Origin of the sequence: Actinomadura fulvescens (assembly GCF_039533225.1) — a bacterium.
Classification (GTDB): domain Bacteria; phylum Actinomycetota; class Actinomycetes; order Streptosporangiales; family Streptosporangiaceae; genus Spirillospora; species Spirillospora fulvescens.
In genome coordinates, this window is sequence record NZ_BAAATD010000002.1 from 126828 (window position 1) to 150616 (window position 23789).

Below are 23789 nucleotides of genomic sequence, written 5' to 3' on the forward strand. Positions count from 1 at the left end.
GCACACTTCCCTGTGGCGAGTGATCCAGTTGTAACGATGCTAGATGACAACGGAATCAGCTGCAATCATGTAGCTAAGCCCCGATATTCGAAGCTCAAGCGCGATCTTCGTCGCCTTCGGCACCCCCACCGGGGAGTAAGGTCACGGCATGGAAGTGATCAAGGCGAACGGGCTGGACTTCGCGTACCTCTCGGCCGGCCCCGAAGACGGACCCCTGGCCCTGTGCCTGCACGGCTTCCCGGACTCGGCGCACACCTGGCGCCACCTGCTGCCCGAGCTGGCAGCGGCCGGCTATCGCGCCGTCGCCCCGTTCATGCGCGGCTACGCGCCCACCGGCGTCCCGGCCGACGGCGCGTACCAGAGCGGCGCCCTCGCCGCAGACGCCATCGCCCTCCACGAGGCCCTGAACGGCGGCTCCGACGCCGTCATCATCGGCCACGACTGGGGCGCGTTCGCCACCTACGGCGCCGCCGCCTACGCCCCCGACCGGTGGCGCAGAGCCGTCACCCTCGCCGTCCCACCCGTGAACGCGATGATGGGCGCGTTCTTCAGCTACGAACAGCTGAAGCGCTCCTTCTACATCTTCCTCTTCCAGACACCGCTCGCCGAGATGGCACTGGACCGCTCGTTCATCGAAGGCCTCTGGCGCGACTGGTCACCCGGCTACAACGCGTCCGAAGACATCGGCCACGTCATGGACTGCCTCTCGACCCCCGACAACATCGCCGCGGCCATCGGCTACTACCGCGCGATGCTCGACCCGTCCCGCCTGATCGAGAGGTACGCCGCCGAACAGACCTCGGCCTCGACCACGGGCGAACGCCCCGTCCTCTACCTGCACGGCGTCCAGGACGGCTGCCTGGGTCCCGGGGTGGCCGATCCGGACACCGTCCTGACCCATCTCCCGCCCGGCTCCCGCGCCGAGATCGTCCCCGACGCGGGCCACTTCCTCCAACTGGAACGCCCCCAGGACGTCAACCGCCGCATCCTAGATTGGCTGTCCTAACCCCTGCCCACCCGCACCTCTTCCGTTCTCCGGCAGGCGGCTGCCGTTGCCGACCAGCGGCCGGGGCGAACATGGCGATAACGAGCCCGACGTCCAGCGGGGTCATGCCTCGGGCGTGCTGCAGGTAGAGCGTGTTGAGCACCAGCGTCGCACTGAAGGCGACGAAGACCACGATCGCGCCGACCACAGCGGCGAAGGGCGGCCGCCGGAAGAGCCGGGGGTCGACCAGCGACTCGGTACGCCGCACCTCAAGCCACCCGAAAGGGACGACGCCAACAGCGACGACGACGTAACCGAAGATCACCCCACCGAGGCCCACCCGAGATGCGGCCCCTCGATCAGCACGGCCACCGAGCCGCCGACCACGACCGTCAACAGCAACTGCCCGGCCCCATCGAGCCGGCGAGGCCGCTCCACGCGCGACTCTCGCCGGAGAACTGCTGCTCGTCCTAGGCGAACGCGAACTGACACTTCGTCCCGGTGACGTCGCCGAGTTCGACACGACCGAACCACACTGGTTCGGCCCAAGCGGTGACCACCCCGCAGAGATCCTCCACATCTACGGCCCCAAGGCGACAAGGCCAAGCACGCCCGACCCCTCGACTCAAGAGCTCCGTTGGTGGCGGAGGGTGGCAGCTAAGTTTCCAAGAGGAGGCCGTGTCGGCTGGCAAGGATCAGCGCCTCCGTACGACCCTTCACGCCGAGCTCACAGTACATTTTCGCCAGGAGCCGGTGCATTTCACGGGTGGAGTAACCGACGCGTCTGGCCAGTTCCGCCACGGTACTTCCGGCGGCGAGAATGCGCAGCCATTCGATGTGCTCGATGGGGAGGCCTGACACCCGGCTGTCGGGGATGTGGGCGACAATCTTCTGGGCGATTTCGTGAGGGACTGCGCAGTGGCTGAACACGGCCAGTTCCAAGGCTGCCAGAATGGCTCGCGGAACGGCGGCGCGATCCACGACTCCGTGGCAGCCGAGTTTGATGTACGTTCCGAACGCCGTGGGGTCGAGCCTGGTGACGAGTGCGACGATAACGAGGTCGGGGTTCTCCCGGCGCAGCAACCTGAGGTGGCCGTCGCCCTCACCGGCAGTGAAGATCAGGGAACGCCGGCCCTTGTCGCGCAGCCAGGCCTCCAGGTCCTCTGGGTCTTCCACGGTGAACCCGACCTTCGTCAGCTCCGTGGCCAGTCCGACCCGGAATGCGGGGAGCGGATCAACAATCGCAACCGGCATCAATGGAAGCTCCTCCCGGCCGAGATTCGGGCAGCCAAGACCCCCGACGCCCTCCCGCCGCTGGGCCCCCATTTGCGCATGTAGCGGAGTCGGTACACAAGGTAGCTATTGATGCAATTATCGTCGAGTCTGGGCGGGGGACGGCAGAACGCCTCCTTTCACTGCATCCAATCCCACATATAGCAATTGTCAAGACCTGCACAGCAAGATCTTTGAGTCGCTGGATAACTCAGGTACGCTGTAGGTCATTCAGGGCGCTCATCATGAGTTCTTCCAGCGCTTCGGACCGTGAACGCTCCAGGTGGCCCAACGGGTCCGGCCAATCACTACAGCCGACCTCCGATGCCAGGGCGACCACCAGCGCCTGGCGGGTGTTCCTACAGTGATCGGTCTCGGTCGCCGCGAATGTGCCGTGCTCGAAGTACCTGTTCCCGGCCTGAGCCCCGCGGCAGAAGGCGAAGAAGGAGCATTGCTCGCGGCACGCGTTCAGGCCCTCGACGAACTCCGCCACGTATCGGACTCGGCCGGCGGCGGCGAGGATCTGCGGGAGTGATTGCCGAAGGACGTTGCCCACGATGAAATTCTCATACTGTGGCGCCGCGACATCGACCAGCTCGGGCGAGAGCAGCACCACGTCTCCCTTCCATGACACGCTCGGCACCGGCTCTCGCTGCGCCGCGGCCCACGGCCGTTTCCGGCCGAACCTGGCCGCGGCGAGGTAGCCGAGAAGCGACTCGAGCTGTCGGACGCGCAGACCCGAACCCGCGAGCTTCTTCCTGATGACGCCTCGCCAGAAATCGATCGCTGCTGCCATCGACAGCCCGGTGCGATTCAGGTTCGCCGCCTCGCGCTCTTCGAGATTGAAGTTCACCCACCGCAGGCCCAGGCCGTCGAAGAAGTCCACCAGCTCGCCGGGGCTGCCCGCGTTCTCGGGGCACACCACGCAGATCGCCGAGACGCGCACCCCGGCCTCACGAAGTGTCGCGATCCCGTGCATGGTGCGCTCATGTGTCGGCCGTCCGGAACGGTCGCGCCGATTCTCGTTCGCCCAGGCCGGCCCGTCCACGCTGACGCCGACCGTGACGTCGTACGCGTTCAGCAGGTCGCACCAGTACGGGTCGATGGTCGTCGCGTTGGTCTGCACTCGATGCGCGACCATTCCCGACTGGCGCAGATGCTCGAATTCATCCAGCAACTCGCGGAAACCGGAAGGCTGCATGGTCAGCGGTTCGCCGGCGTGCCATGCCACCTCGACCGGCCAAGCCCCGGCTTGGGCGCCGATGCTCTGGGCCACGGCGCGCGCCACTGCGGGCGGCATATCCCTGCGCGTGTGGCGGTCGGGGAGATAGCAGTACGCGCAGTCCAGATTGCACAGGCTGGTGTTCTGGAGCACCAAGGACTGGAACTCCGTGCTGAAATACCCGCCGTACAAGATGGACCTCAGATCTGGCGGCCGCACATCACCGCGTGGCCACCGGAGCCGTATACGTCGTTGATCTGGCCTTCAACGGAGAACCCCGAACGCACGAGGGCACCCTGCAGCGCGACGTTGTCCAACGGGCAGGTCACGAAGACCTTCCGGAATCCCAGTTCGGCCAGGGTCTTGATGGTGAAGTCCAGGAGGGCGGTGCAGTATCCCTGCTTCCGCTTGTCCACGGCCGTCACCACCATCGGTATCGAGGCGTTCCCGGGCTCGGGCCGCCGGGTGACCGAGACCGCCGAGACCAGCTCGCCCGCCTCGTCGAACGCCACGAACAGCGTCTCCAGCCCGCCGAGCACCCTCTTGTTCATGTCCGGGAGCGTCCGGTAGACGTTGCGGACGTAGCCCTCCTCGGACCCGAACTCGGTGTCGTCAATGAGCTTGAAGACCTCATTGACGTCGTCCCTGACGCCCATCCGGACCGTCAACCGCGGCGTACTCACTCTCACCTCCACGAACGAAGCAGAACTCGGCCTCGATCAACATCGAGACCGTCGACAGCAGGTCCCCGTGCAGGACGTCGAGGGGAACCGTGTACTTGGCCGCGAGCAGCTCGCGGATCTCGGCAAGTGACCGGTGACCGTCGCAGGCGAGGAAGATCTCGGCCGCCTGCGGGTTGAGGAGGCGGACGGTCCCGCCCCGGTAGGAGATCACGGCGGCGTGGCGGCCCTCCGGCCCGTCGGGCCGGTACGCCACACCGGGGCACTTGTCGATCACAACATCGTCGGAGAACACGCCGCGTCGGCCTCCCTGGGATCCAGTCGGGTGAAGGTCGGATCGGCGCAGCCGACCTCGTTGAGGTCGTGGATCGAGTCGATGTCGGCGATGGCGGCCCGGATCCGAGGATGCCGCCATGCCACGCGCAGACCCTGGTCCCAGCACTCCTGGATGCCGGTCTCCCGCAGGTTGCCGAGGACGTACGGCAGGTACGGCGAGATCGCCAGGTGCCCTTCGGCCGTGATCCGCAGCACCTGGACTCGCCCCAGCAGTCGTCCGGAGCGGATGTGACCGCTGGGGTCCACCCACTGAATGGCGAGTTCGGGCGCCAGAGCCGAGGCGTACGCACCGAGTTCGCGTCCCACTCGTTCGTAATCCGCGCGCTCGGCGGGCCGCCATGACCCGAGCGTGCCCTTGTCCGTGAGAATGACGGGCGTCAGGCGGAGCGCCCGCACGCCCAGGCGCAGGCACAGCTCGACCAGGGCGTCGATCTCGCCCACGTTGGTCGCGCCGATCGTCGCGGCGACATAGGTGTCCTTCAGCCCGGCGCCGCGCAGGAGCCCGATGGTCCGCAGCGCCCGATCGAAGGAGCCCGCGCGCCGCCGGATCGCGTCGTGCGGCCCGGCCGATCCCGCGTCGATGCTGACGCTCACCGACGCCACCCGTTCCGCCAGGAAGCCGGCGAGCGCGGGGCTCATCGACCAGCCGCTCGTCACGACGCCGACGAGCACGCCCCTGGCCGCGAGCCGTTCGATCACCTTCTCCAGGTCACGGCGGATGAACGGCTCGCCTCCGGTGAGGTAGACGCCGAAGACCCGCATGGCCGCGAGCTGGTCGGCCACCTGGAGGAGTTCGACCGTGGTCAGCTCGTGCGTCCGGCGCGGCGAGTCGTTGTAGCAGAACGGGCAGTCGAGGGGGCACCGGCCGGTGACCTCCCACACCACGAAGAGTGGGGCGGCGAAGTACGGCGGCAGGACGCCCCTGGCCTCCAGCTCCGCCACGTTCGGCAGTTCGCAGGCGCGCACGCTCGGGATCACCAGGTCGGTCGCCATGAAATCCGGGAACGCACCCGGCCGCACGTCGTTCACCATGACGCCGGTGTCCTCCTGCCGACTGGCGTACTACCGACTGGCGTACTTCTTCGCCGCCTCGAACCACTCCTCGCCGACGTGCTCGCTGCAGTACGGGCAGTACGGGTCTTTCCCGCCCAACAGCTCCCCGTGCTCCGCGGCGGCGCGCACCAGGCACCCGCCCATGCACATCCGTAGCGGGCACTTCTTGAAGGTCGGCGCTTCCGGGTCGCGGACCGAACGGAAGATCGGAGCGTTCTGCCAGATATCAGTGAACCGATCTCTGCGCAGGTCACCGGCGATCCACTCCGGCGTGTTCGGCGTCTCGGGCTGCAGCTTCACCTTCCCGGTCGGCGTGATCGTGCAGTGGATCCGGCCCGCGCCGCTCGACGGCATGACCTTGTACGGGTCCGCCATGGCCTGGATGCTGTAGTCGTATTCGAACGCGAAGAGCATGTCCTGCGGAAGGGCCTGCTTGAGCTTGCGCAGCCCCTGGACCCACTCGAAGTACTCCTCGGGACCGTAGTCGAGCTTCTCCTTGAAGAGCAGGGCGCGCCCCGCCGGCCGCAGCGGCACCGCGACGACCTCCCGGACGCCCAGCGCGTATGCCTGCTCGAGAATCGCCGGCAGCTCCGGATAGGTCACCCGGGTCAGCGTGACGTTCAGCCGCATCGGCACCTGGTGCGCGACCAGGGTCTTGATGCCACGGATGGTCCAGTCGTAGGCGCCCTTGACGCCCCTGAAGTAGTCGTAGACCTCGGCCTTGGCCGCGTCCAGGTTGGCCTCGACCTTGTTGACGCACGCCTTCAGCCGTTCGATGTTGTCCTCGTCGATGAGAGTTCCCGCGGTGAGCAGGCAGATGTAGAAGCCACGGTCGTACGCGTACTCGGTGATCTCGAAGAAGTCGGGGTGCACCATCGGCTCGCCGCCCGAGAGGAAGAGCGTGAAGACTCCGGCCTCGGCGAGCTGGTCCAGGACGCCCTTCATCTCCGTGGTCGGCAGCTCCCGCTCAATGATCTTGAGGAGGCTCTTCTCGTTCGGGGTGTAGGCCGCGCCATGGTCGTCCGACATGCAGTGCTTGCACCGCAGGTTGCATGCGTAGGTGAGTTCGATGAGCACCGACAGCGGCGCGCGCAGCGCGTGCTTGCCCATGCTGAACGTGCCCTCCTCGCCGAGGAGATCGGAGATGCCTTCGAGTCTCATCCGCTGCCAGCCTCCTCACTGGGCCGTGAGCTCGACGAATCCGCGTGCCCTGAGCTCACCGAGGAACGCGTTCACGTGCTCGGCCACCAACTCCTTGGACACGCGGTATTCGTCGGACATCTGGGTGACGACCGATTCGACGTCCCGCGTGCCGTCGCAGAGCTCCAGCGTCCGGCACGCGCTGGACGTCAGGCCGTAGATGACCGCGACGGGGCGCTGGAACATCAGCCCACCGAAGTTCTCCCGCCGGAAGCGCACGCCCTTGGCAAGACGGAAGGTCTGCGCGCCGGCGCCTACGCCGCCGTTCAGTTGCTCCATCCCCAGCCCCAGCCGATGCCGATGCCGATGCCCCACGCGGCGGCGACCACGATCGCGACAGCGATGCCGATCTCGGCGTCGTCGGCACCTGAGATCCGCAGCATGGCCGGTGCCTGGTAGGCCTCGCCCCGCTCCTCCTCAGGGTTCTCCGGTCGCGTTTCGTCCGTTGTCATGTCTGGCCTTCCTTCGCTCGGCTCCCTATCGACTCTTCTTCAGTGTCTTCAGTGCCTTCTTCTCGTCAGGGCCCTTCTCCAAAGGCGGCTGGGTGGTCAGCAGGTGCCCAGCACCACCGTTCCCTCGGCGACGAACTTGCTGACGATGGACTCGACGTCCCGCTCGACGACCGTGAGGTCGACGGACGGGTGGCGCTGCTGGAACAGCCGGGTCAGATCCTCCATCGTCTTGATCCCGTCGATGCTCTCCAGCACGTCGGCCGCGAGCGCGTTGAGGAAGAAGACGGTCTGGGTCTCGTAGTTCAGCACCATGACCACACCGCCGTTGTCGCGTCTAATGCGCAGCGGAACCGACCACTGGGGCACCGTCGCGGCGTGCACGGGCGTCACCTCCTCCGAACGATCCGTACCTGCTCTCCAGCTCCTCGGTGACGTCGCCGATGTCGTTGACCGTCCTGATCCTCGAAAGGAGCTCGACCATGTCCGGGTCGCGGTGTAGATCTCCGAGGCCGGCGTCCCAGACCTCCTGCAGGCTGCTTTCGAGCACATTGCCCATGCGCCCCGGAAGCCACGGGCTGAACCGGACGTCGCCGTAGGGGTCGATCACGGCGTACTCCCAGGGCCAGCCGAGAACCGCCTTCTTCAGGTGCCCGGTCGGGTCGCCGGCGTTGACGAGGATCCCGTGCTTGAGGGTCTGCCGGATGGCCAGCTGCTGGAGCCGTTCGAGGTCGGCATCGGTCAGCCCCAGCCCCAGCTCCCGGGCCCGGCCCGAGGGGACCTGGGCCTGGAGCCTGATCTCGGTCAGGCGGGAGATGTCGGCGACCTGGTCGGTCAGCTCGACGAACTCATCGATGTTTCGCCTGTTGGCGACGTACGCCAGGCAGAGGTTGGGCGTCTTGTGGCTCTTCGACCGCTCCACCGCGTCGTTCAGCATCCGGAGCGCCGCCATGGCGCGTTGGAACGAACGGTTCCGCCCCCGGATGGCGTCGTGCGTTTCCGCCCGTCCCGCGTCCACGCTCACCTGGACGGTGTCGAACAGTTCGACGTAAACGTCGGCCGTCTCCGGCGTCATGTTCCATCCGCTCGTCGGCGTTCCGATGCTGACGCCTGCCTCCTTCAGCACGCGCGAGGCGTCGTAGTAGGCGGGGTGCAGGTTGGGCTCACCGCCGGTGAGGCAGATGCTCATCACCTCCGCGTCGGCGATCTGCTCGGCGACCTTCATCGCGTCGTCGTGACCGAGATGGCGCGGTGGCGAGTATCCGGAGGAGTTGTAGCAGTGGACGCACCGCAGCGGGCATGAGTAGGTGATCTCCCACATCATGTAGACGGGGGACTTGAACCGTTCCGGCAGCAGCCCTGCCGCACGGCGGTCGTCGACCCGGGCGCGCTTCTCGCTGATCGTGTCGCGCATGGTCCTGGTCCCCTTTCGCTGCTCCGCGCGGGGCGTCCGCGAGGTCCATGCTTCGACCTACGGCGATGACCGACAAGAGCGACGCAGTGCCATGGGGCGGCGCATCGATGCCAGCTTCACGGCGGTCGTCGGCAGCCGTGAGCCAGGGCGCCGCGCGGCCCCTGCCGACCGTTGACAGCCCGGGAGGGGAGTCGAACACTGAGGCCGGGCATACCTTGCTACAGCCGTGTCATCAGCCGCACATCCCCATCCGACAGACGGACCGACGACAAGGGGTTCTGCGTGGATCCTGCGCTCTGGTGGGTGTTCGGCGCGGTGGGCGCGGTTATCGCCGCGACCGTGGTCGCCGCTCTGGTCGATCTCGCCCGGCACGACGTCCGGTACCTCCCGAAGCCGGTCTGGGCCGCGATCATCGTCCTGGTCTCCTACCCCACGGGGCTGATCCTCTATTTCGTGCTCGGCCGCCTGCCCGGAGCGCCCGTCCCGACGGCGGACCAGGCCGAACGCGACATGGCGGAACGGGCGGCCGGACGCGAGCCGATATCGGTTCTGGGGGCGCCGCTGCCGTTGACCGCCCCGGCCGCCCCGGCCGCGCCGGACGACGGACGCACGGTGCTCGTGACCGAAGGGCTCGGCAAGACGTTCGGTGACACGGTCGCGCTCGATGGCGTCGATCTCGTGGTCACGAAGGGCTCCTCGTACGGCCTGATCGGTCCCAATGGCGCGGGGAAGACCACGCTGCTGTACGTGCTGACCGGGCTGCGCAAGCCGACCCTGGGCTCGGTCCGGCTGGCGGTGCCGCGGCACCGGATCGGGTTCCTCGTGGACACGCCGCGGTTCGAGCCGTGGCTGACGGCGGGCGAAGTGGTGGATCTGGCGCGGCACCTCACCGGTCCGGACATACCCGAGGGCGCCGTCGCATCGGCGTTGGACCAGGTCGGCCTTGCGGCGGAGGCCGACCGCCGGGCGGGCTCGTTCTCACGCGGCATGCTGCAGCGCCTGGGCCTGGCGACGTGCCTGGTCGGCGATCCCGAGGTACTGATCCTCGACGAGCCCGCGGCGGCCCTCGACCCGGTGGGCCGACGTGCGGTGCTGGATCTGATCGGGCGGCTCGCGCAGACGAAGACGGTGCTGCTGTCCACGCACATCCTCGCGGACGTGCAGGAGGTCTGTGACACCGTAGGTGTGATCGACAAGGGTCGGCTGCGTTATCAGGGCCCGCTCGCTGACCTGCTCGCGCACACCCGTTCGGCCTGTCTCCTGCATGTTCGTCCGCCGTGCACCGCTCTCGTGGAATCGCTGCGCCGGGCGTCCTGGCTCACCGAGGTCGCCGAGCACGGGCCGGGCCGGCTGCGGCTCGTCGTGTCCGACGCCGAACGGGCCGAACGCGAGATACCCGCGCTGGTCGCCGAGCACGGGAACTCCCTGATGCTGTTCCAGCCCGCCACGGACCTGGAGACCGCGTTCCTGGAGCTGGTCTCGTGAACCTCTGGCGCCTGGAGCTCGCCCGGCTGATCCGCACCCACCACTGGATGATCCTGGCCGGCGTCTTCGGGTTCTTCTCGGTCGGCGGGCCGCTGCTCGCGCGCTATCTCTCCGAGTTCCTGAAGGCGACCGGTGGCGGGATCGTGGTTCACGTGCCCGAGCAGCGACCGGCGGACGGAGTCGGGGAGTACATCGACGGCGTATCGCAGCTCGGTGTGCTCGCGATCGTGATCGTCGCGTCCGCCGCGCTGACCATGGACGCCCGCCCCGAGGCGGCGGCCTTCCTGCGCTCCCGGGTCGAACGCGTCCGGGTGCTTCTGATCCCCCGCTACGTCGTGGTCACCGCGGCCACCGTCGTCGCCCTGGCCGCCGGAATGGTGATCGCCTGGCTGCTGACCCTCGGGCTGATGGGGCAGGTCGCCGTCCGGCCGGTCCTGGCGGGCACGCTGTACGGCGCCCTCTACTGCGGGTTCGCGGTGGCCGTGGTGGCCGCGGCCGCCGGGTTCACCCGCGGGCCCGTCGGCACCATCTTCGCCTCGCTGGGCGCCCTCATCCTGATCGCGCTGATCGCGCAGATCGACGTGGTCCAGCCGTGGTCGCCCAGCGAGTTGCTCACCGCGGTCGTTCCTCTCCTGAACGGCTCGTCACCGGCCGAGCTTCTCCGAGCGGCCGGGGTGACCGTGGTCGCCACACCGGCACTGCTGTTGCTGGCCGGCCACCGCCTCGAAATCCGCGAGCTCTGATCCGAGAAGCCGAGGAGCGCTGATCCGGCAAGCAGCCGAGGAACCACCGACGCGAACGCCCGAGGCGAGGAGGGACGATGGACGACCCGCCGGTGGTGGCCGCGCTGAAGGGGGTCACGGCTGGGTACGGCGGCCACATCGCGCTGCGGGACGTGAGCCTGGAGATCTTCCGCGGCGAAGTGCTCGGCCTGCTCGGCCACAACGGTGCGGGAAAGACGACGATGATCAGGGTCCTCAACGGGGTGCTGGCGCCGATGGCGGGCAGGGCCAGGGTCTTCGGCTCCGACCCGGTGGCCGACGGCTCGAAGGTACGAGGCCGTACCGCGGTGGTCCTGCAAGACGCGGGAGTGGATGACCGGCAGACGGCCCGAGCGCACCTGAGGTTCTTCGCCCGGCTCTACGGTTTGGCCTCGGGGGATCGGCGGATCGACGACCTGCTGCAGCTCTTCGACCTTGACGACCGCGCCGACGACCGCGTCGGCGGATACAGCCACGGCATGCGCCGCAGACTGGCTCTGTGCCGGGCGCTGCTGCACGACCCGGCCCTGCTGTACCTCGACGAGCCCACCAGCGGACTGGATCCTGTCTCCACCAGACAGCTGCGCGAGCTGATCGGCGGTCTCCGCCGCGACGGCCACACCATCGTGCTGGCCAGCCACGACCTCTCCGAGGTGGAACAGCTCTGCGACCGGGTCGCGATCCTGCGCGAGGGCGGGCTCGTCGCGCTGGACACGCCGCGGGCCCTGGCCGATCAGTACTCCCGCGAACTGGAGGTACGGCTCGAGGTCGACCCGGAGGCCGACGCGGCGGCGGCCCGGACGCTGGAGGGCGTCCCCGAGGTCACCGGCATCCGGATCATCGAGCCGGGCGTTCTGGGGTGCCGCGTCTCGGAACGGGCGGCCATGACCGCCGTCCTGCGCCGGTTGCTCGACCACGAGGTGCCGGTCTTCGGGCTGCGCGTCGAACGGGTCGATCTGGAGACCGTCTACCTACGCACGCACGGACTGCGTGGAGAAGCCGATGCCGAATCTCGACCGCGTGATGGCGCTCGCCAGGCGTGACATCGCCACGATCTTCCGACAGAAGGCCGTGCTGGTCTCCATGGTGATCATGCCGCTACTGGTCACCGTGGCGTTGCCGATCGTGGTGGCCTGGGCGCTCCGCCGGTTCGGTGACCGGTTCCTCAACATGGCGGCGGTGCTCGATCGGGTCGGCGGAGAGCTGGTCGAACGTCACCCGCAAGCGGATTCGGAGGCCCTGCTCGCCGTGGCCTTCCTCACCAGGTACTTCGCCCCGCTCTTCCTGCTGCTCCCGCTCATGCTCGCGACGTCGACGGCGGCGGACAGCTTCGCCGGCGAGAAGGAGCGCAAGACCCTGGAGACCCTCCTGCACTCCCCGATCACGAACGCCGAGCTGATCCTCGGCAAGGTGGTCGCGGCCGCGCTGCCCGCCCTGCTGGTCGCCGGCGGGGCGTTCGGCGCGTACATCGTGGTCGCGAATGGGCTGGGCGAATGGCTGGTGGGGTCCTGGATCATGCCGACGGCCGAATGGTGGGTCCTTGTGCTGTGGACGGTCCCGGCGAGCACGACGCTGGGTCTCGGGATGGCCGTCCTGGTCTCCGCGCGCACATCCTCGGTCCAGGCCGCGAACCAACTGGCCCCGATCGTCGTCCTCCCGGTCGTCGGGCTGGTCTACTCCCAGCTCGCGGGCGCCTTCGAGCTGACCCCGCAGGTCGTCGCCCTGATCGGCGCGGTCACCTGGCTGGTCGCGATCCCGCTGCTGGCGGTGGGCGTGCGCTTCTTCCGCCGAACCGAGCAGATCTCCGCGGTCTGACCGCACGCCCGGCGCCCGGCCGGGCAACGATCGCCTCAGCGTCCGGCCAGCTCGGCGACGACCGGCGCGACCGAGGGCGCGTCGTAGTCGAAGAACGAGAAGTACGAGATGCCGAACGCCTCGCGCAGGTGTTCCAAGCGCTCCCGCACGTACGTGAGGGGCCCCACCATGATGTGGACGTTGTCCAGGATCACCTCGGGCTCGACTCGCTGGAGGGCGGCCATCTCCTCCGCCGCGCGGCGCCGGTGGCCGGTCACCCGCGCGGCGAGGACCACGGCGTGGAGCTCCAGCGTGGGCATCCGTTCGCCTGCCGCTTCGCGCAGCCACCCGACCCGCTGTTCGGTCGCGCGTTCGCTCATGTTCTGCGGATCGAGCTCTCCCCGCCGGGTACGCGGGACGAGACCGGCGATGGAGGCGTGCTCGGCGGCCAGACGCAGGATCGACCGGCCGCCGCCGCCGATCTGCAGCGGAATCGGCCGCTGCACTGGCCGCGGCAGGCCCACCAGCCCGTTCACGCGGTACCACCTTCCGGTGAACGACACGGGTTCCGCCGTCGTCAGCAGCGCCCGAAGGATCGTCACCGCCTCGGCGAGCCGGTCGACCCGGGTGCCCCCGTCGTCGAAGCCGATGCCGGCCATCTCGTACTCCGCGCGCATCCAGCCGGCGCCCAGCCCGAGTTCCACCCGGCCGCCGGTGAGAACGTCGAGGGTGGCGATCTCCTTGGCGAGCACCGCCGGGTGCCGGAAGTCGTTGGCGAGCACCTGGCAGCCGACCCGCAGGGTGGTCGTGGCGTGAGCCGCCGCGAGCATGGCCGGGACGGGGGCCGCGGGGAGCTGGAAATGGTCGCCCACCACGAACGTCGCGAAGCCGGTCTCCTCCGCCCAGCGAGCCTTCTCGGCCCACGCCCGGCCCGACTCCAGCTTGGTCCCGATCATCCCGAACCTGAACGGTCCCATCGTGACCTTCCCGTCTCCCATCCGGGTGGCGCCTCAAGGAAGACCAGGCTCAGCACGCGCTGTCCCTCCTCGAAAAGCCACCCTCGTTCACGGAACCGCGTCAGGAGGCGGACGACATCCGGGCCCCGCTGCGCCGGCCGGTCCAGTCGCTTCGGCTCGGCCAGCCTGCTCAACAGCGCGCACTCCGCCTCGTCGACGGTCTGCCGGGTCTCCTCGCCGCCGCGTGTGTCGATCACCGCGCCGCCATCGCCACAACGGTCGAGGAACAGCACCGGCGGCCGCTCGCGCCCCTCCCATGCCTGGCGCCAGTCGAGGACGGCGGAGCTCAGCTTGTCGACCCAGCTCGCGACGTTCCGCGGGTACGGCTGCACATCGTTACGGTCGTAGAAGTAGTACGCCAGGTCGCGCAACACGTCGTCGCCCAGCGGATAGATCTGCCGGTAGTACTCCATCGGAGCCAGGTCGAGCCCGTACTCGTCGGGGCTCTTGAAATAGGGGCTGTAACGATCGAAGCGCACGACGTAGAGCCCTGCCGGCGGGCGAAGATGCCACAGGCTGGGCATGTCGGCCAGGTACTTCTCGTAAACGGAGCCGGGTTCTCCGGGGAAGCCGATGAGGAGGTTCCAGATCGGTTTGACGTTGGTCAGCACGCAGCTCCGCAGGAACTGAAGATTCCGGAACGCGCTGACGCCCTTCCGCATGTGCCGGAGGGTCGAGGTCGCCAGGCTTTCGATGCCGGGCTGGACGATCCGCACACCGGCGGCGGCCATCGCCGCCAGCTCCGCGCGGGTGAGATCCGCCTTCACCTCGTAGAAGACCGACACGTCGTCCGGCGCCCTGACGTGAGGGAAGACCTCGGCCGGGTACTCGCGAGGCATGATGTTGTCGGCGCACATGAACATGCGCGTCGCCGCCCCGTAGCGTTCGAACAGTGACCTGAACAGCTCGATCGCCTTGTCCGGACGCATGGAGCGGAATCTCATGAGATCGCCGTTCAGGCCGCAGAAGGTGCAGTGCGCGTGTTCGCCCCACCAGCAGCCGCGCGAGGTCTCGAACGGCAGCACCGGTGCGACCGCGCCGCCCGGGAAGTTCGCCTCCAGGTCCGCCAGGAAGCCGTCGAAGTCGAGCTCGATGTCGGCATTGACGTCGAGTTCGGGTCCGCGCGGCACCACCACCTCGAGGTTGTGCTCGGTGAACACCCCGCCGATCCGGCCTGCGCGGGCCACATCCCCGTCGCGGAGAGCCGCCAGCAGGTCCGGGAAGCTGCGCAGCGCGCACCCGGAGAACACGTAGTCGATCTGCGGGATGTTGCGGGCGATCTCCTGCCCCATCGGAGCCTCGCAGTTGGCGCCGCCGATGACGGTGACGACGGACGGATCGCGTTCCTTGATCCGGCGGGCCATGGCGAACGACGGCACGTTCTGCTGGAACATCGAGGTGAACCCGACAAGGTCGGCCTCCAGCAGGCCGTACCGGTCGATCAGCTCGTCCAGGCACTCCGGAATCCGGTCGCGAACCCCCTGGATGTAGGCCCGGAACTCGTCCCACTCCGGCGTCGGCGTCGGATAGTACCGCCGAAAATACCGCTCCCGATTATCACCGGTATCAAACGCGGCCAGGCGGAAGATCCACTCCCCGATCCCCGACGCCTGATGGTCCTTCCCGTAGCACAGCTGCTGATAGTTCCCGACTCCGAAGACCTTGGCGAAGTCATGATTGAGATAGTGCACGCGAACCGACACGTCACCGAATTCACGCCGCGCCATGGACGCCAGTTGCGTCAACGCCAGCGACGGCATCTGCAGGCTCGCGAACGGCATGTTGATCAGTCGTACGTCGTACACTTCCCGATGCTCTTGCCGGCACCCGCCCGAGTCAACGCGCTTGGCACACGCGCGACCAAGGTTGTCGGCCTCCTGCCCTCCGCCTCCCCGAACCTGACTCGCCGTCACCACAGATAGACACCCGAACCTGCTTGCACCTTCGCCAGAGCATCGGGGCAATCGAGTCCTGGAGAACGCGAAGCCGCGGCGGGCCTGGGCGCGCCGCGGCTTCGGGGTGTGTCAGCGGAGTTCGCGCTTGAGGATCTTGCCGGTGGCGGTCATCGGGAGTTCGTCGCGGAACTCGACGATGCGCGGGTACTTGTAGTTGGCGAAGTTCTCCTTGCCCCAGGCGATCAGCTCGTCCTCGGTGATCGTGGCGTCCGGGGTACGGATGATGTACGCCTTGACCTCCTCGCCGTGCGAGTCGTGGGGGACGCCGACGACGGCGGCGAGGGAGACCTGCGGGTGGGTCATCAGGACCTCTTCGAGCTCCCGCGGGTAGACGTTGAAGCCGCCACGGATGATCATGTCCTTGGAGCGGTCGATGATGAAGTAGTAGCCGTCCTCGTCGCGGCGGGCCACGTCGCCGGTGCGGAACCAGCCGTCCCTGATGGCCTCGGCGGTCGCGTCGGGCCGCTTGTAGTAGCCCTTCATGATGTTGTGGCCGCGGACGGCGATCTCGCCGGGGCCCTCGCCCTCGATCTCCTTCCAGTCGTCGTCGATGAGCTTCATCTCGACGCCCCAGATGGGGAGGCCGACCGAGCCGGGCTTGGTGGGCCGGTCGGGGCGGTTGAACGAGGCGACCGGGGAGGTCTCGGACAGGCCGTAACCCTCCAGGACGTCCACGCCGAACTTCTCCTTGATGCCCTTGAGCACCTCGAGCGGCAGCGCGGCGCCGCCGGAGACGGCCACGCGGAGGTTGTCGCGGATGGCGGCCACGTCCTCGGCGGAGGTGTCGTCGGTGAGGAGCCCCCAGTACATGGTCGGCACCCCGGCGAAGATGTTGACCTTCTCCTTCACCATCAGCTCGACGGCCTGCTTGGCGTCGAAGCGGGGGAGGAGGACGAGGGTCGCCCGCCGGTAGAAGCCCACGTTCATCACGCACGTCTGGCCGAAGATGTGGAACAGCGGCAGCGTCACCAGCGACGTGTCGTGCAGCGTCTTCTTGAAGAGCGTGTCGTCGATCATCGCGTTGGCCAGCAGGTTGCTGTGCGACAGCTCGGCGCCCTTGGGCTGGCCGGTGGTCCCGCTGGTGTAGATGATCACGGCGGTGTCGGTGGGCGCGGTCTGCACCGACTCGAACGCGTTGGGCTGGTCGGCGAGGGCGGCCCAGAAGAGCTCGGCGCCCTCGATCGGCGACTCGGCGGTGGCGAGGCTGGCGGGCAGCAGGAAGAAGTGCTCGCACTCCTCGGCCTGGCCGAAACCGGCGTGCCCGGCCTCGCCCAGCGGCAGTTCCGGGGTGCCCTCGAAGCAGAAGAACGCCTTCGCGTCCGAGTCGGCGAGGTGGTAGGCGATCTCCCGCGGCTTGAGCAGCACGTTCAGCGGCACGACCACCGCGCCCGCCTTCAGCGCCCCGAAGTAGATCATCGGGAAGTAGGGCAGGTTCGGGCTGGCCAGCGCGATCTTGTCGCCCGGCTTGATGCCGCGCGACACGAGGAGGTTCGCGACCTGGTTCGCGACCTGGTTCACGAACGTGTAGGAGAGCCGTAGATCCCCGAAGACCAGGGCTTCGCGATCGGGCGTCTCCCGGGCTGCGTCTTCGAGCAGGACGGAGAGGTTGAGCATGGCACTCCTCGCGCACGGGGCATTGTCGCCAGCCGGTTATTACCGGCGAGTCTACGAGCGGTTCGCCACATATTCGCCCACCGGTCCGGTGGAGCGCCAGCCCTGCCACCGCGCTTGACGTGCATCTTTGTGATCAAGCCTGATTCGGGGGCGGCGAGCTTGTGCACGGCCACAAGCCGGCTGCTCCGTCCGACTAGATCAACGACGTCCGCTCTGGGGTGGTACGGTCCGAATCGGCCGAAGTGATCTTTGTGTCACGGGTGAGCCTGGTGGCACGGGCGCGGCGGTCGTTCCGATCATGCAGACCGGAGGTTCACCACATATGAAGCGCATCACCAGAGCGCTGGCCACCACCACGCTGGGCGCGGCCGTCGCCCTCGGCGGCGCGGTCGCCGTCGCGGGTCCCGCCGACGCCGCGGCCTCCTGCGGGCCGGGCTACAAGCTGCTCAGCAAGAAGCCGCTGAAGAACGGCAAGAGGGCCGTCGGCGACCTGTACGTCTACGGCTACAAGTACGCCAAGGGCAAGTACAAGACCAAGCACTGGCACTGGACCTGTGCCATCGCCAAGCGCCGCGGCAGCTACAAGGTCTCCCACATCCAGGTGGAGATGTTCCGTATGAACAACGTCGGTACCATCACCGGCTATGTCGAGGACGGCCGCAAGCGCAACTACAAGTACTACGCGGGCCCGATCCGTCTCAAGACCTACGGCTACGCCCAGAGCGCCGTGGTCAAGAACGCCAAGCTCAAGTACGGCAGCAAGTGGTACACGGACTGACGTTCATCCTATGACGATGCCCGCCGGTGACTCTCACCGGCGGGCATCGCCACGTCTGGCAGGCGATGGAACATTCCCGTGCGGGGCGTTCCGTCTCGTACGGGCGTTCCGTCACTTCGGTGGGTGTTGTTGTCAGCCGAACGTCACGTCGGAGCACTGGTAGAAGGCGTTGCCGGTGTCGGCGATGTCCCAGACGGCCAGGATGAGGTGCCGTCCGCTCTTGGCGGGCAGCGTGCCCGAGTGGGAGACGGACGACGACGGGCGCTGGCCGCCGTAGTTCTGTTGCAGGAACGGCTGCGAGTCCAGGGCCGCCCGGGTGAGAGGCTGGGTCGGGTTCCAACCGTCCCGGGTGATGAAGTAGCGGAACGATGTCGTGGCGTGCGGGGCGGTAAGGGTCCACCTGAACGAGTACGACTGGCCGCTCGTGAGACTTGTGGCGGGCCATTGTCCGTTGCGCGGGTTGTCCAGGGGCGCCCATCTGCTGTCGCCGGCGGCGCAGATCTTGCCGTCCGCGGGGCCGCGGGCCGGGAAGCCCTTGGGGCCCTCGACGCTCTGGGGCTCCCACTGGATGGGGCCGCAGTTGGTGACGGTGCCCTGCTTGCAGTGAAGGGCACGGCTTACGGGAGTCGTGGTGTAGCCGTGCGAGAGTGCCGGCGTGGCGGTCACCAGTGGGAGTCCGGTGGCCACGGCTGCGGCGAGGGCGAACGTGCTCTTCTTGGGCATGCGCGGTTCTCCTTGCGGGGGGCTTGCGGGGGGTCGAACCTTCTACGGAGTTCCGGTGCGCGTCGTTCGCTGGCTCTGTTTCCCCTCCTTACATATAGGAAACCTTCCTGTAAATTCGGACTTTAGCCGGGCCGTTGCCCCCGTCAAGACCCAAAAAGCCCGGCCTTCCGGCGGGCGAGGGGATCAATGCGGCGGCCCCGGGCCTTGCCGCTGCGCTAGTCTTGGGGTATGCGACCCAGGCTGCTCCTTGGCCCGTCGCGTTGACGCACAGGCGTTGACGCGGCGACCCCTCCTGTGCGAGGGGTCTCTTCATGTGCAGGGCCTGTCGGCACGTAGACGCGCCGGTCGGCATATGGGCAGGACAGCCGGACGAATCCCGTACAGAAGGACCGGAGTAGCGACCGTGAGCAGCGACGAGCAGTACGACCCCCGGGCGGTTCAGGACAAGTGGCAGGCCCGGTGGGCGGAGCTCGACCCGTTCAAGGCCGCCGAGGACGACGACGGGCGGGAACGGCGGTACGCGCTGGACATGTTCCCCTACCCGTCCGGTGACCTGCACATGGGTCACGCCGAGGCGTTCGCCATCGGTGACGTGCCCGCCCGCTACTGGTTCCAGCGCGGCTACAACGTCCTGCACCCGATCGGCTGGGACTCGTTCGGCCTCCCCGCCGAGAACGCGGCGATCAAGCGCGACTCGCACCCGGCGGAGTGGACGTACGCCAACATCGACACTCAGGCGGCGTCGTTCAAACGCTACGCGCCCTCGTTCGACTGGTCGCGGAGACTGCACACGTCCGACCCCGAGTACTACCAGTGGACGCAGTGGCTGTTCCTGCGGTTCTACGAGCGTGGCCTGGCCTACCGTAAGGGCGGCCAGGTCAACTGGTGTCCGAACGACCAGACCGTTCTGGCGAACGAGCAGGTCGTGGGCGGCCACTGCGAGCGGTGCGGCGCGCTGGTCGAAAAGCGCGTCCTGACCCAGTGGTACTTCAAGATCACCGACTACGCCGACCGGCTGCTGGAGGACATGAAGCAGCTGGAGGGCAAGTGGCCCGAGCGCGTCCTGCTGATGCAGCGCAACTGGATCGGCCGGTCCACCGGCGCCGACGTGGACTTCGTGATCGAGGGCCGCGACGAGCCGGTCACCGTCTACACCACGCGGCCCGACACGCTGTACGGCGCGACGTTCATGGTCGTGGCCGCCGACGCCGACCTGGCGGAGGAGATCGTCACCCCCGAGCAGCGCACCGCGTTCGAGGCCTACCGCGACGAGGTCTCCCGCGAGAGCGAGATCGAGCGGCTGTCCACCGAACGCGACAAGACCGGCGTCTTCCTGGGCCGGTACGCCATCAACCCGGTCAACGGCGAGCGCATCCCGGTCTGGGCCTCCGACTACGTGCTGGCCGAGTACGGCCACGGCGCGATCATGGCCGTGCCCGCGCACGACCAGCGTGACCTGGACTTCGCGCTGAAGTTCGGGCTGGACGTGCGCGTCGTCGTCGACACCGGCGAGCCCCACCCCACCGAGACCGGCGTGGCGACCACCGGCGACGGCCGCATCGTCAACTCCCCGGCCATCGAAGGCCTGAGCAAGACCGAGGGCATCGCCAAGATCACCGAAGTCCTGGCCGAGCGAGGCACGGGCAAGGCCTCGGTCAACTTCCGCCTGCGCGACTGGCTGGTCTCGCGGCAGCGCTTCTGGGGCTGCCCGATCCCGATCATCCACTGCGAGGCCTGCGGCGAGGTCCCCGTCCCCGACGAGCAGCTGCCCGTCCGCCTGCCCGACAACCTGCGCGGCGCCGACCTGGCGCCCAAGGGCACCTCACCGCTGGCCGCCGCCGGCGACTGGGTGAACGTGGACTGCCCCAAGTGCGGCGGCCGGGCCAAACGCGACACCGACACCATGGACACGTTCGTCGACTCGTCCTGGTACTACTTCCGCTACTGCTCGCCGGACTACACCGAAGGCCCGTTCGACGTCGAGCAGGTCCGCAGGTGGATGCCGATCGACCAGTACACGGGCGGTGTCGAGCACGCCATCCTGCACCTGCTGTACAGCCGCTTCTTCACCAAGGTCCTGTACGACATGGGCATGGTGGACTTCACCGAGCCGTTCACGCGCCTGCTGAACCAGGGCCAGGTGATCCTGAACGCCAAGGCGATGTCCAAGTCCACCGGCAACCTGGTCGACCTCGGCGACCAGATCGCCGAGTACGGCGTGGACGTCGTGCGTCTGGCGATGCTGTTCGCCGGCCCGCCGGAGGACGACATCGACTGGGCGGACGTGTCGCCGCGGGCCATGTCGAAGTTCCTGTCACGCGTCCACCGCATCGCCTCCGAGGTCGCCTGCGACCCCTCAACCGACGCCACGACCGGAAACTTGGCCCTGCGCCGCGTCACCCACCACACGATCTCCGAGGCCACGACCCTGGTCGAGTCGCACCGCTTCAACGTGGCGATCTCCCGGATCATGGAACTGGTCAACGCGACCCGCAAGGCCATCGACTCCGGCCCCGGCGCCGCCGACCCGGCCGTACGCGAAGCCGCCGAGACGATCGCGATCCTGCTGTCGCTGTTCGCCCCGTACACCGCGGAGGAGTCCTGGGCGCTGCTGGGCCGTTCCGCCACGGTCACCAAGGCCGGCTGGCCCGCCGCCGACCCTGCCCTCCTGGTACAGGAAACGGTCACCTGCGTGGTCCAGGTAGCGGGCAAGGTCAAGGACCGCCTGGAGATCTCGCCGGACATCTCCGACGCCGACCTGGAGGCACTGGCCCTGGCATCCCCGAAGATCCAGGAGGCCCTGGGCGGCACCCCTCCCCGCCGCGTCATCGTCCGCGCCCCCAAGATCGTGAACATCGTCCCCGGAGCCTGACCAGGAACGTGAGGCTCGCCCGAACCCACCGAGCCTCACGTCCCGCCGTCGCAGCAATTTCGAAGCAACGACCACCACCACTGCATGGCTGAGCTTGCCGGAGTCCATAGGGATCACTGACAGCCGCACGACACTGGAAGGCCGCGGCATGTGCCCTCCCTAGATGACAGCGGCACGGCCACACCCACGCAAGGCCGTACCGGCAAACGGGCGTACCAGCACAAGGCCGCAAGGACGCACAGGCGCAAGGGCGCACGGCCGCTGACCGCAGGGACGCACCGGCACGGCCGCACGGGGACGGGGACGGGGGGCGACCGGCGCGCGGGCGAACGGGCGTACCCGCACCAGCGTGCACAGCCGCACAGCCGCACAGCCGCACAGCCGCACAGCCGCACGGCCGCAAGGGTGCACGGCCTTAGGGCCGCACGGCCGCGCATCGGCCGTAAGGCCGCACGGGCACACGGACGTACGGGCTCGCGGGCCGAGGGCGTACCGGCGCGCGGGCGAACGGGTGTACCAGCCCAAGGGCACACGTCCGCAAGGCCGCAAGGGCGCACGGGCGCACGGCCGCAAGGGTGCACGGCCTTAGGGCCGCACGGCCGCGCATCGGCCGTAAGGCCGCACGGGCACACGGACGTACGGGCTCGCGGGGCGAGGGCGTACCGGCGCGCGGGCGAACGGGTGTACCAGCCCAAGGGCACACGTCCGCAAGGCCGCAAGGGCGCACGGGCGCACGGCCGCAAGGGTGCACGGCCTTAGGGCCGCACGGCCGCGCATCGGCCGTAAGGCCGCACGGGCACACGGACGTACGGGCTCGCGGGGCGAGGGCGTACCGGCGCGCGGGCGAACGGGTGTACCAGCCCAAGGGCACACGTCCGCAAGGCCGCACGGGCGCACGGGCGCACAGGCGCACAGGCGCACGGCCGCAAGGGTGCACGGCCTTAGGGCCGCACGGCCGCGCATCGGCCGTAAGGCCGCACGGGCACACGGACGCACGGGCTCGCGGGGCGAGGGCGTACCGGCGCGCGGGCGAACGGGTGTACCAGCCCAAGGGCACACGTCCGCAAGGCCGCACGGGCGCACAGGCGCACAGGCGCACGGCCGCAAGGGTGCACGGCCTTAGGGCCGCACGGCCGCGCATCGGCGCAAGGCTGCACGGGCACATGGCCGCACGGGCACATGGCCGCACGGGCACATGGCCGCACGGGCACATGGCCACACGGGCACATGGCCGCACGGGGCGAAGTCGTACCGGCGCGGGCGAACGGGAGCGTGGGCGAACGGCCGCGCGGGCGAACGGGCGTACGCCGCACGGGCAGAAGGGCGCACGGCCGTACCGGCATAGGGCGCGCGAGGGAACGGGCGCGAGGGCGCGCGGGTGGTGAGGGCGGCGACCGTTATGGCGGGTTGTTGGACGGGCGGTGGTGGCGGTCCGGTGGACCGCGCACCACCGGCGGAGCCGATGCCGTTGGCCGGCTCACATCTTGCGCAGGACCGCCACCACCCGGCCGAGTACCGACGCCTCGTCACCGGGGATCGGCTCGTACGCGCTGTTGGCCGGCATCAGCCAGATGTGGCCGTCCTTGCGCTTGAACGTCTTCACCGTGGCCTCGCCCTCGATCATGGCGGCGACGATGTCACCCTGCTCGGCGACGGGCTGCTGTCGTACGACCACCCAGTCACCGTCGGCGATCGCGGCCTCGATCATCGAGTCACCGGAGACCTTCAGCAGGAAGTGCGTGCCCTCGCCGACCAACTGCTTGGGCAGGGTGAACACGTCCTCCACGGCCTCCTCGGCCAGGATCGGGCCACCGGCGGCGATCCGTCCGACCAGCGGTACGTACGCGGGCGCGGGACGGGACGAGGTCTCCGGCCCGGCCGCCGACTCGTAGGAGTCGGCCTCGGTCAGCACCGGCGTGGCGCCGGGCACCCGGACCTCGACCGCGCGCGGGCGGTTGGGGTCGCGCCGGAGGAAGCCCTTGCGCTGCAGGGCGCGTAGCTGGTGCGACACGCTGGAGGTGCTCGTGAGCCCCACCGCTTCGCCGATCTCACGCATCGACGGAGGGTAACCGCGGCGCTGGACCGAGTCGCGGATCACCTCGAGCACCATGCGTTGCCGCTGGGTGAGGCCGCTCTCGTCCATCGGCCCATCGGGCAACTCCCGGACCTTGCTCATCGCT

22 protein-coding genes and 1 pseudogene are annotated in these 23789 nt (G+C 68.5%); 8 read left to right on the forward strand and 15 right to left on the reverse strand.

What is annotated here, in order from left to right; genetic code table 11:
- The first annotated feature begins 148 nt into the window (after window positions 1–148).
- Both ABD333_RS07615 and ABD333_RS07620 read left to right on the forward strand, forming a co-directional pair.
- Window positions 149–1006, forward strand: coding sequence for an alpha/beta fold hydrolase (locus ABD333_RS07615; protein ID WP_344539089.1), 858 nt, complete (start codon window positions 149–151; stop codon window positions 1004–1006).
- Between the two features lie 440 nt (window positions 1007–1446).
- A pseudogene (locus ABD333_RS07620) lies at window positions 1447–1509 on the forward strand (XRE family transcriptional regulator); the annotation flags it as partial.
- Window positions 1510–1642: 133 nt separating this feature from the next.
- Here the strand turns inward: ABD333_RS07620 and ABD333_RS07625 are convergent.
- The 10 genes from ABD333_RS07625 to ABD333_RS07670 form a co-directional block, all read right to left on the reverse strand.
- Window positions 1643–2239, reverse strand: coding sequence for a helix-turn-helix domain-containing protein (locus ABD333_RS07625; protein ID WP_344539091.1), 597 nt, complete (start codon window positions 2237–2239; stop codon window positions 1643–1645).
- Between the two features lie 229 nt (window positions 2240–2468).
- Window positions 2469–3698: a cyclophane-forming radical SAM peptide maturase AmcB gene (amcB, locus tag ABD333_RS07630; RefSeq protein ID WP_344539093.1), complete on the reverse strand. Its 1230-nt coding sequence runs from the start codon at window positions 3696–3698 to the stop codon at window positions 2469–2471.
- Window positions 3680–4162 (reverse strand): GNAT family N-acetyltransferase, encoded by a 483-nt coding sequence (locus tag ABD333_RS07635; RefSeq protein ID WP_344539095.1) that lies wholly within the window; start codon window positions 4160–4162, stop codon window positions 3680–3682. The genes amcB and ABD333_RS07635 overlap by 19 nt, the downstream gene beginning before the upstream one ends.
- The gene (locus ABD333_RS07640; RefSeq protein WP_344539097.1) at window positions 4110–4454 is read right to left on the reverse strand and encodes a PqqD family protein; all 345 of its coding nucleotides are present in this window, start codon (window positions 4452–4454) and stop codon (window positions 4110–4112) included. Before ABD333_RS07640 ends, ABD333_RS07635 begins: the two co-directional genes overlap by 53 nt.
- The gene (locus ABD333_RS07645) at window positions 4433–5527 is read right to left on the reverse strand and encodes a radical SAM protein (protein ID WP_344539099.1); all 1095 of its coding nucleotides are present in this window, start codon (window positions 5525–5527) and stop codon (window positions 4433–4435) included. Before ABD333_RS07645 ends, ABD333_RS07640 begins: the two co-directional genes overlap by 22 nt.
- A 30-nt stretch (window positions 5528–5557) precedes the next feature.
- Complete coding sequence (locus ABD333_RS07650) at window positions 5558–6709, reverse strand: radical SAM protein (RefSeq protein WP_344539101.1); 1152 nt, start codon at window positions 6707–6709, stop codon at window positions 5558–5560.
- 15 nt (window positions 6710–6724) lie between these two features.
- Window positions 6725–7027 (reverse strand): PqqD family protein, encoded by a 303-nt coding sequence (locus ABD333_RS07655; protein WP_344539103.1) that lies wholly within the window; start codon window positions 7025–7027, stop codon window positions 6725–6727.
- Entirely contained in the window at window positions 7015–7200 is a 186-nt protein-coding gene (locus ABD333_RS07660) for a hypothetical protein (RefSeq protein WP_344539105.1), read from the reverse strand. Before ABD333_RS07660 ends, ABD333_RS07655 begins: the two co-directional genes overlap by 13 nt.
- A gap of 96 nt (window positions 7201–7296) precedes the next feature.
- Window positions 7297–7581, reverse strand: a complete 285-nt coding sequence (locus ABD333_RS07665) for a PqqD family protein (protein ID WP_344539107.1) — start codon at window positions 7579–7581, stop codon at window positions 7297–7299.
- Window positions 7535–8611: a radical SAM/SPASM domain-containing protein gene (locus ABD333_RS07670; protein WP_344539109.1), complete on the reverse strand. Its 1077-nt coding sequence runs from the start codon at window positions 8609–8611 to the stop codon at window positions 7535–7537. Before ABD333_RS07670 ends, ABD333_RS07665 begins: the two co-directional genes overlap by 47 nt.
- 282 nt (window positions 8612–8893) lie before the next feature.
- On the opposite strand from ABD333_RS07670, the gene ABD333_RS07675 reads away from it, so the two are divergent.
- The 4 genes from ABD333_RS07675 to ABD333_RS07690 all read left to right on the forward strand — a co-directional run bounded on the left by ABD333_RS07675 (window position 8894) and on the right by ABD333_RS07690 (window position 12672).
- On the forward strand, window positions 8894–10096 hold the full coding sequence (locus ABD333_RS07675) for an ABC transporter ATP-binding protein (RefSeq protein ID WP_344539111.1): 1203 nt from the start codon (window positions 8894–8896) through the stop codon (window positions 10094–10096).
- Window positions 10093–10839 carry a hypothetical protein gene (locus ABD333_RS07680; RefSeq protein ID WP_344539113.1) on the forward strand — a complete coding sequence of 249 codons (747 nt, stop codon included), beginning with the start codon at window positions 10093–10095 and terminating at the stop codon, window positions 10837–10839. Before ABD333_RS07675 ends, ABD333_RS07680 begins: the two co-directional genes overlap by 4 nt.
- Window positions 10840–10916: 77 nt before the next feature.
- A complete protein-coding gene (locus ABD333_RS07685) occupies window positions 10917–11900 on the forward strand; it encodes an ABC transporter ATP-binding protein (RefSeq protein WP_344539115.1) in 984 nt (327 codons plus the stop codon).
- The gene (locus ABD333_RS07690; RefSeq protein WP_344539117.1) at window positions 11860–12672 is read left to right on the forward strand and encodes an ABC transporter permease subunit; all 813 of its coding nucleotides are present in this window, start codon (window positions 11860–11862) and stop codon (window positions 12670–12672) included. Before ABD333_RS07685 ends, ABD333_RS07690 begins: the two co-directional genes overlap by 41 nt.
- Before the next feature lie 35 nt (window positions 12673–12707).
- On the opposite strand, the gene ABD333_RS07695 is transcribed toward ABD333_RS07690, so the two are convergent.
- The 3 genes from ABD333_RS07695 to ABD333_RS07705 all read right to left on the reverse strand — a co-directional run bounded on the left by ABD333_RS07695 (window position 12708) and on the right by ABD333_RS07705 (window position 17236).
- Entirely contained in the window at window positions 12708–13628 is a 921-nt protein-coding gene (locus tag ABD333_RS07695) for a TIGR03621 family F420-dependent LLM class oxidoreductase (RefSeq protein ID WP_344539119.1), read from the reverse strand.
- Window positions 13604–15472 (reverse strand): RiPP maturation radical SAM C-methyltransferase, encoded by a 1869-nt coding sequence (locus ABD333_RS07700; RefSeq protein ID WP_344539121.1) that lies wholly within the window; start codon window positions 15470–15472, stop codon window positions 13604–13606. Before ABD333_RS07700 ends, ABD333_RS07695 begins: the two co-directional genes overlap by 25 nt.
- 219 nt (window positions 15473–15691) lie before the next feature.
- The gene (locus tag ABD333_RS07705) at window positions 15692–17236 is read right to left on the reverse strand and encodes a long-chain-fatty-acid--CoA ligase (protein WP_344539123.1); all 1545 of its coding nucleotides are present in this window, start codon (window positions 17234–17236) and stop codon (window positions 15692–15694) included.
- A gap of 322 nt (window positions 17237–17558) precedes the next feature.
- Here ABD333_RS07705 and ABD333_RS07710 point away from each other — a divergent pair, with 322 nt between their 5' ends.
- The gene (locus ABD333_RS07710; RefSeq protein ID WP_344539125.1) at window positions 17559–18014 is read left to right on the forward strand and encodes a hypothetical protein; all 456 of its coding nucleotides are present in this window, start codon (window positions 17559–17561) and stop codon (window positions 18012–18014) included.
- A gap of 132 nt (window positions 18015–18146) precedes the next feature.
- Here ABD333_RS07710 and ABD333_RS07715 read toward each other — a convergent pair whose 3' ends face one another.
- Window positions 18147–18737, reverse strand: coding sequence for a lytic polysaccharide monooxygenase auxiliary activity family 9 protein (locus ABD333_RS07715; protein ID WP_344539127.1), 591 nt, complete (start codon window positions 18735–18737; stop codon window positions 18147–18149).
- Between the two features lie 352 nt (window positions 18738–19089).
- On the opposite strand from ABD333_RS07715, the gene leuS reads away from it, so the two are divergent.
- On the forward strand, window positions 19090–21609 hold the full coding sequence (leuS, locus tag ABD333_RS07720; protein WP_344539129.1) for a leucine--tRNA ligase: 2520 nt from the start codon (window positions 19090–19092) through the stop codon (window positions 21607–21609).
- Window positions 21610–23086: 1477 nt separating this feature from the next.
- Here leuS and lexA read toward each other — a convergent pair.
- Entirely contained in the window at window positions 23087–23785 is a 699-nt protein-coding gene (lexA, locus tag ABD333_RS07725; protein ID WP_344539131.1) for a transcriptional repressor LexA, read from the reverse strand.
- Between the last annotated feature and the right edge of the window lie 4 nt (window positions 23786–23789).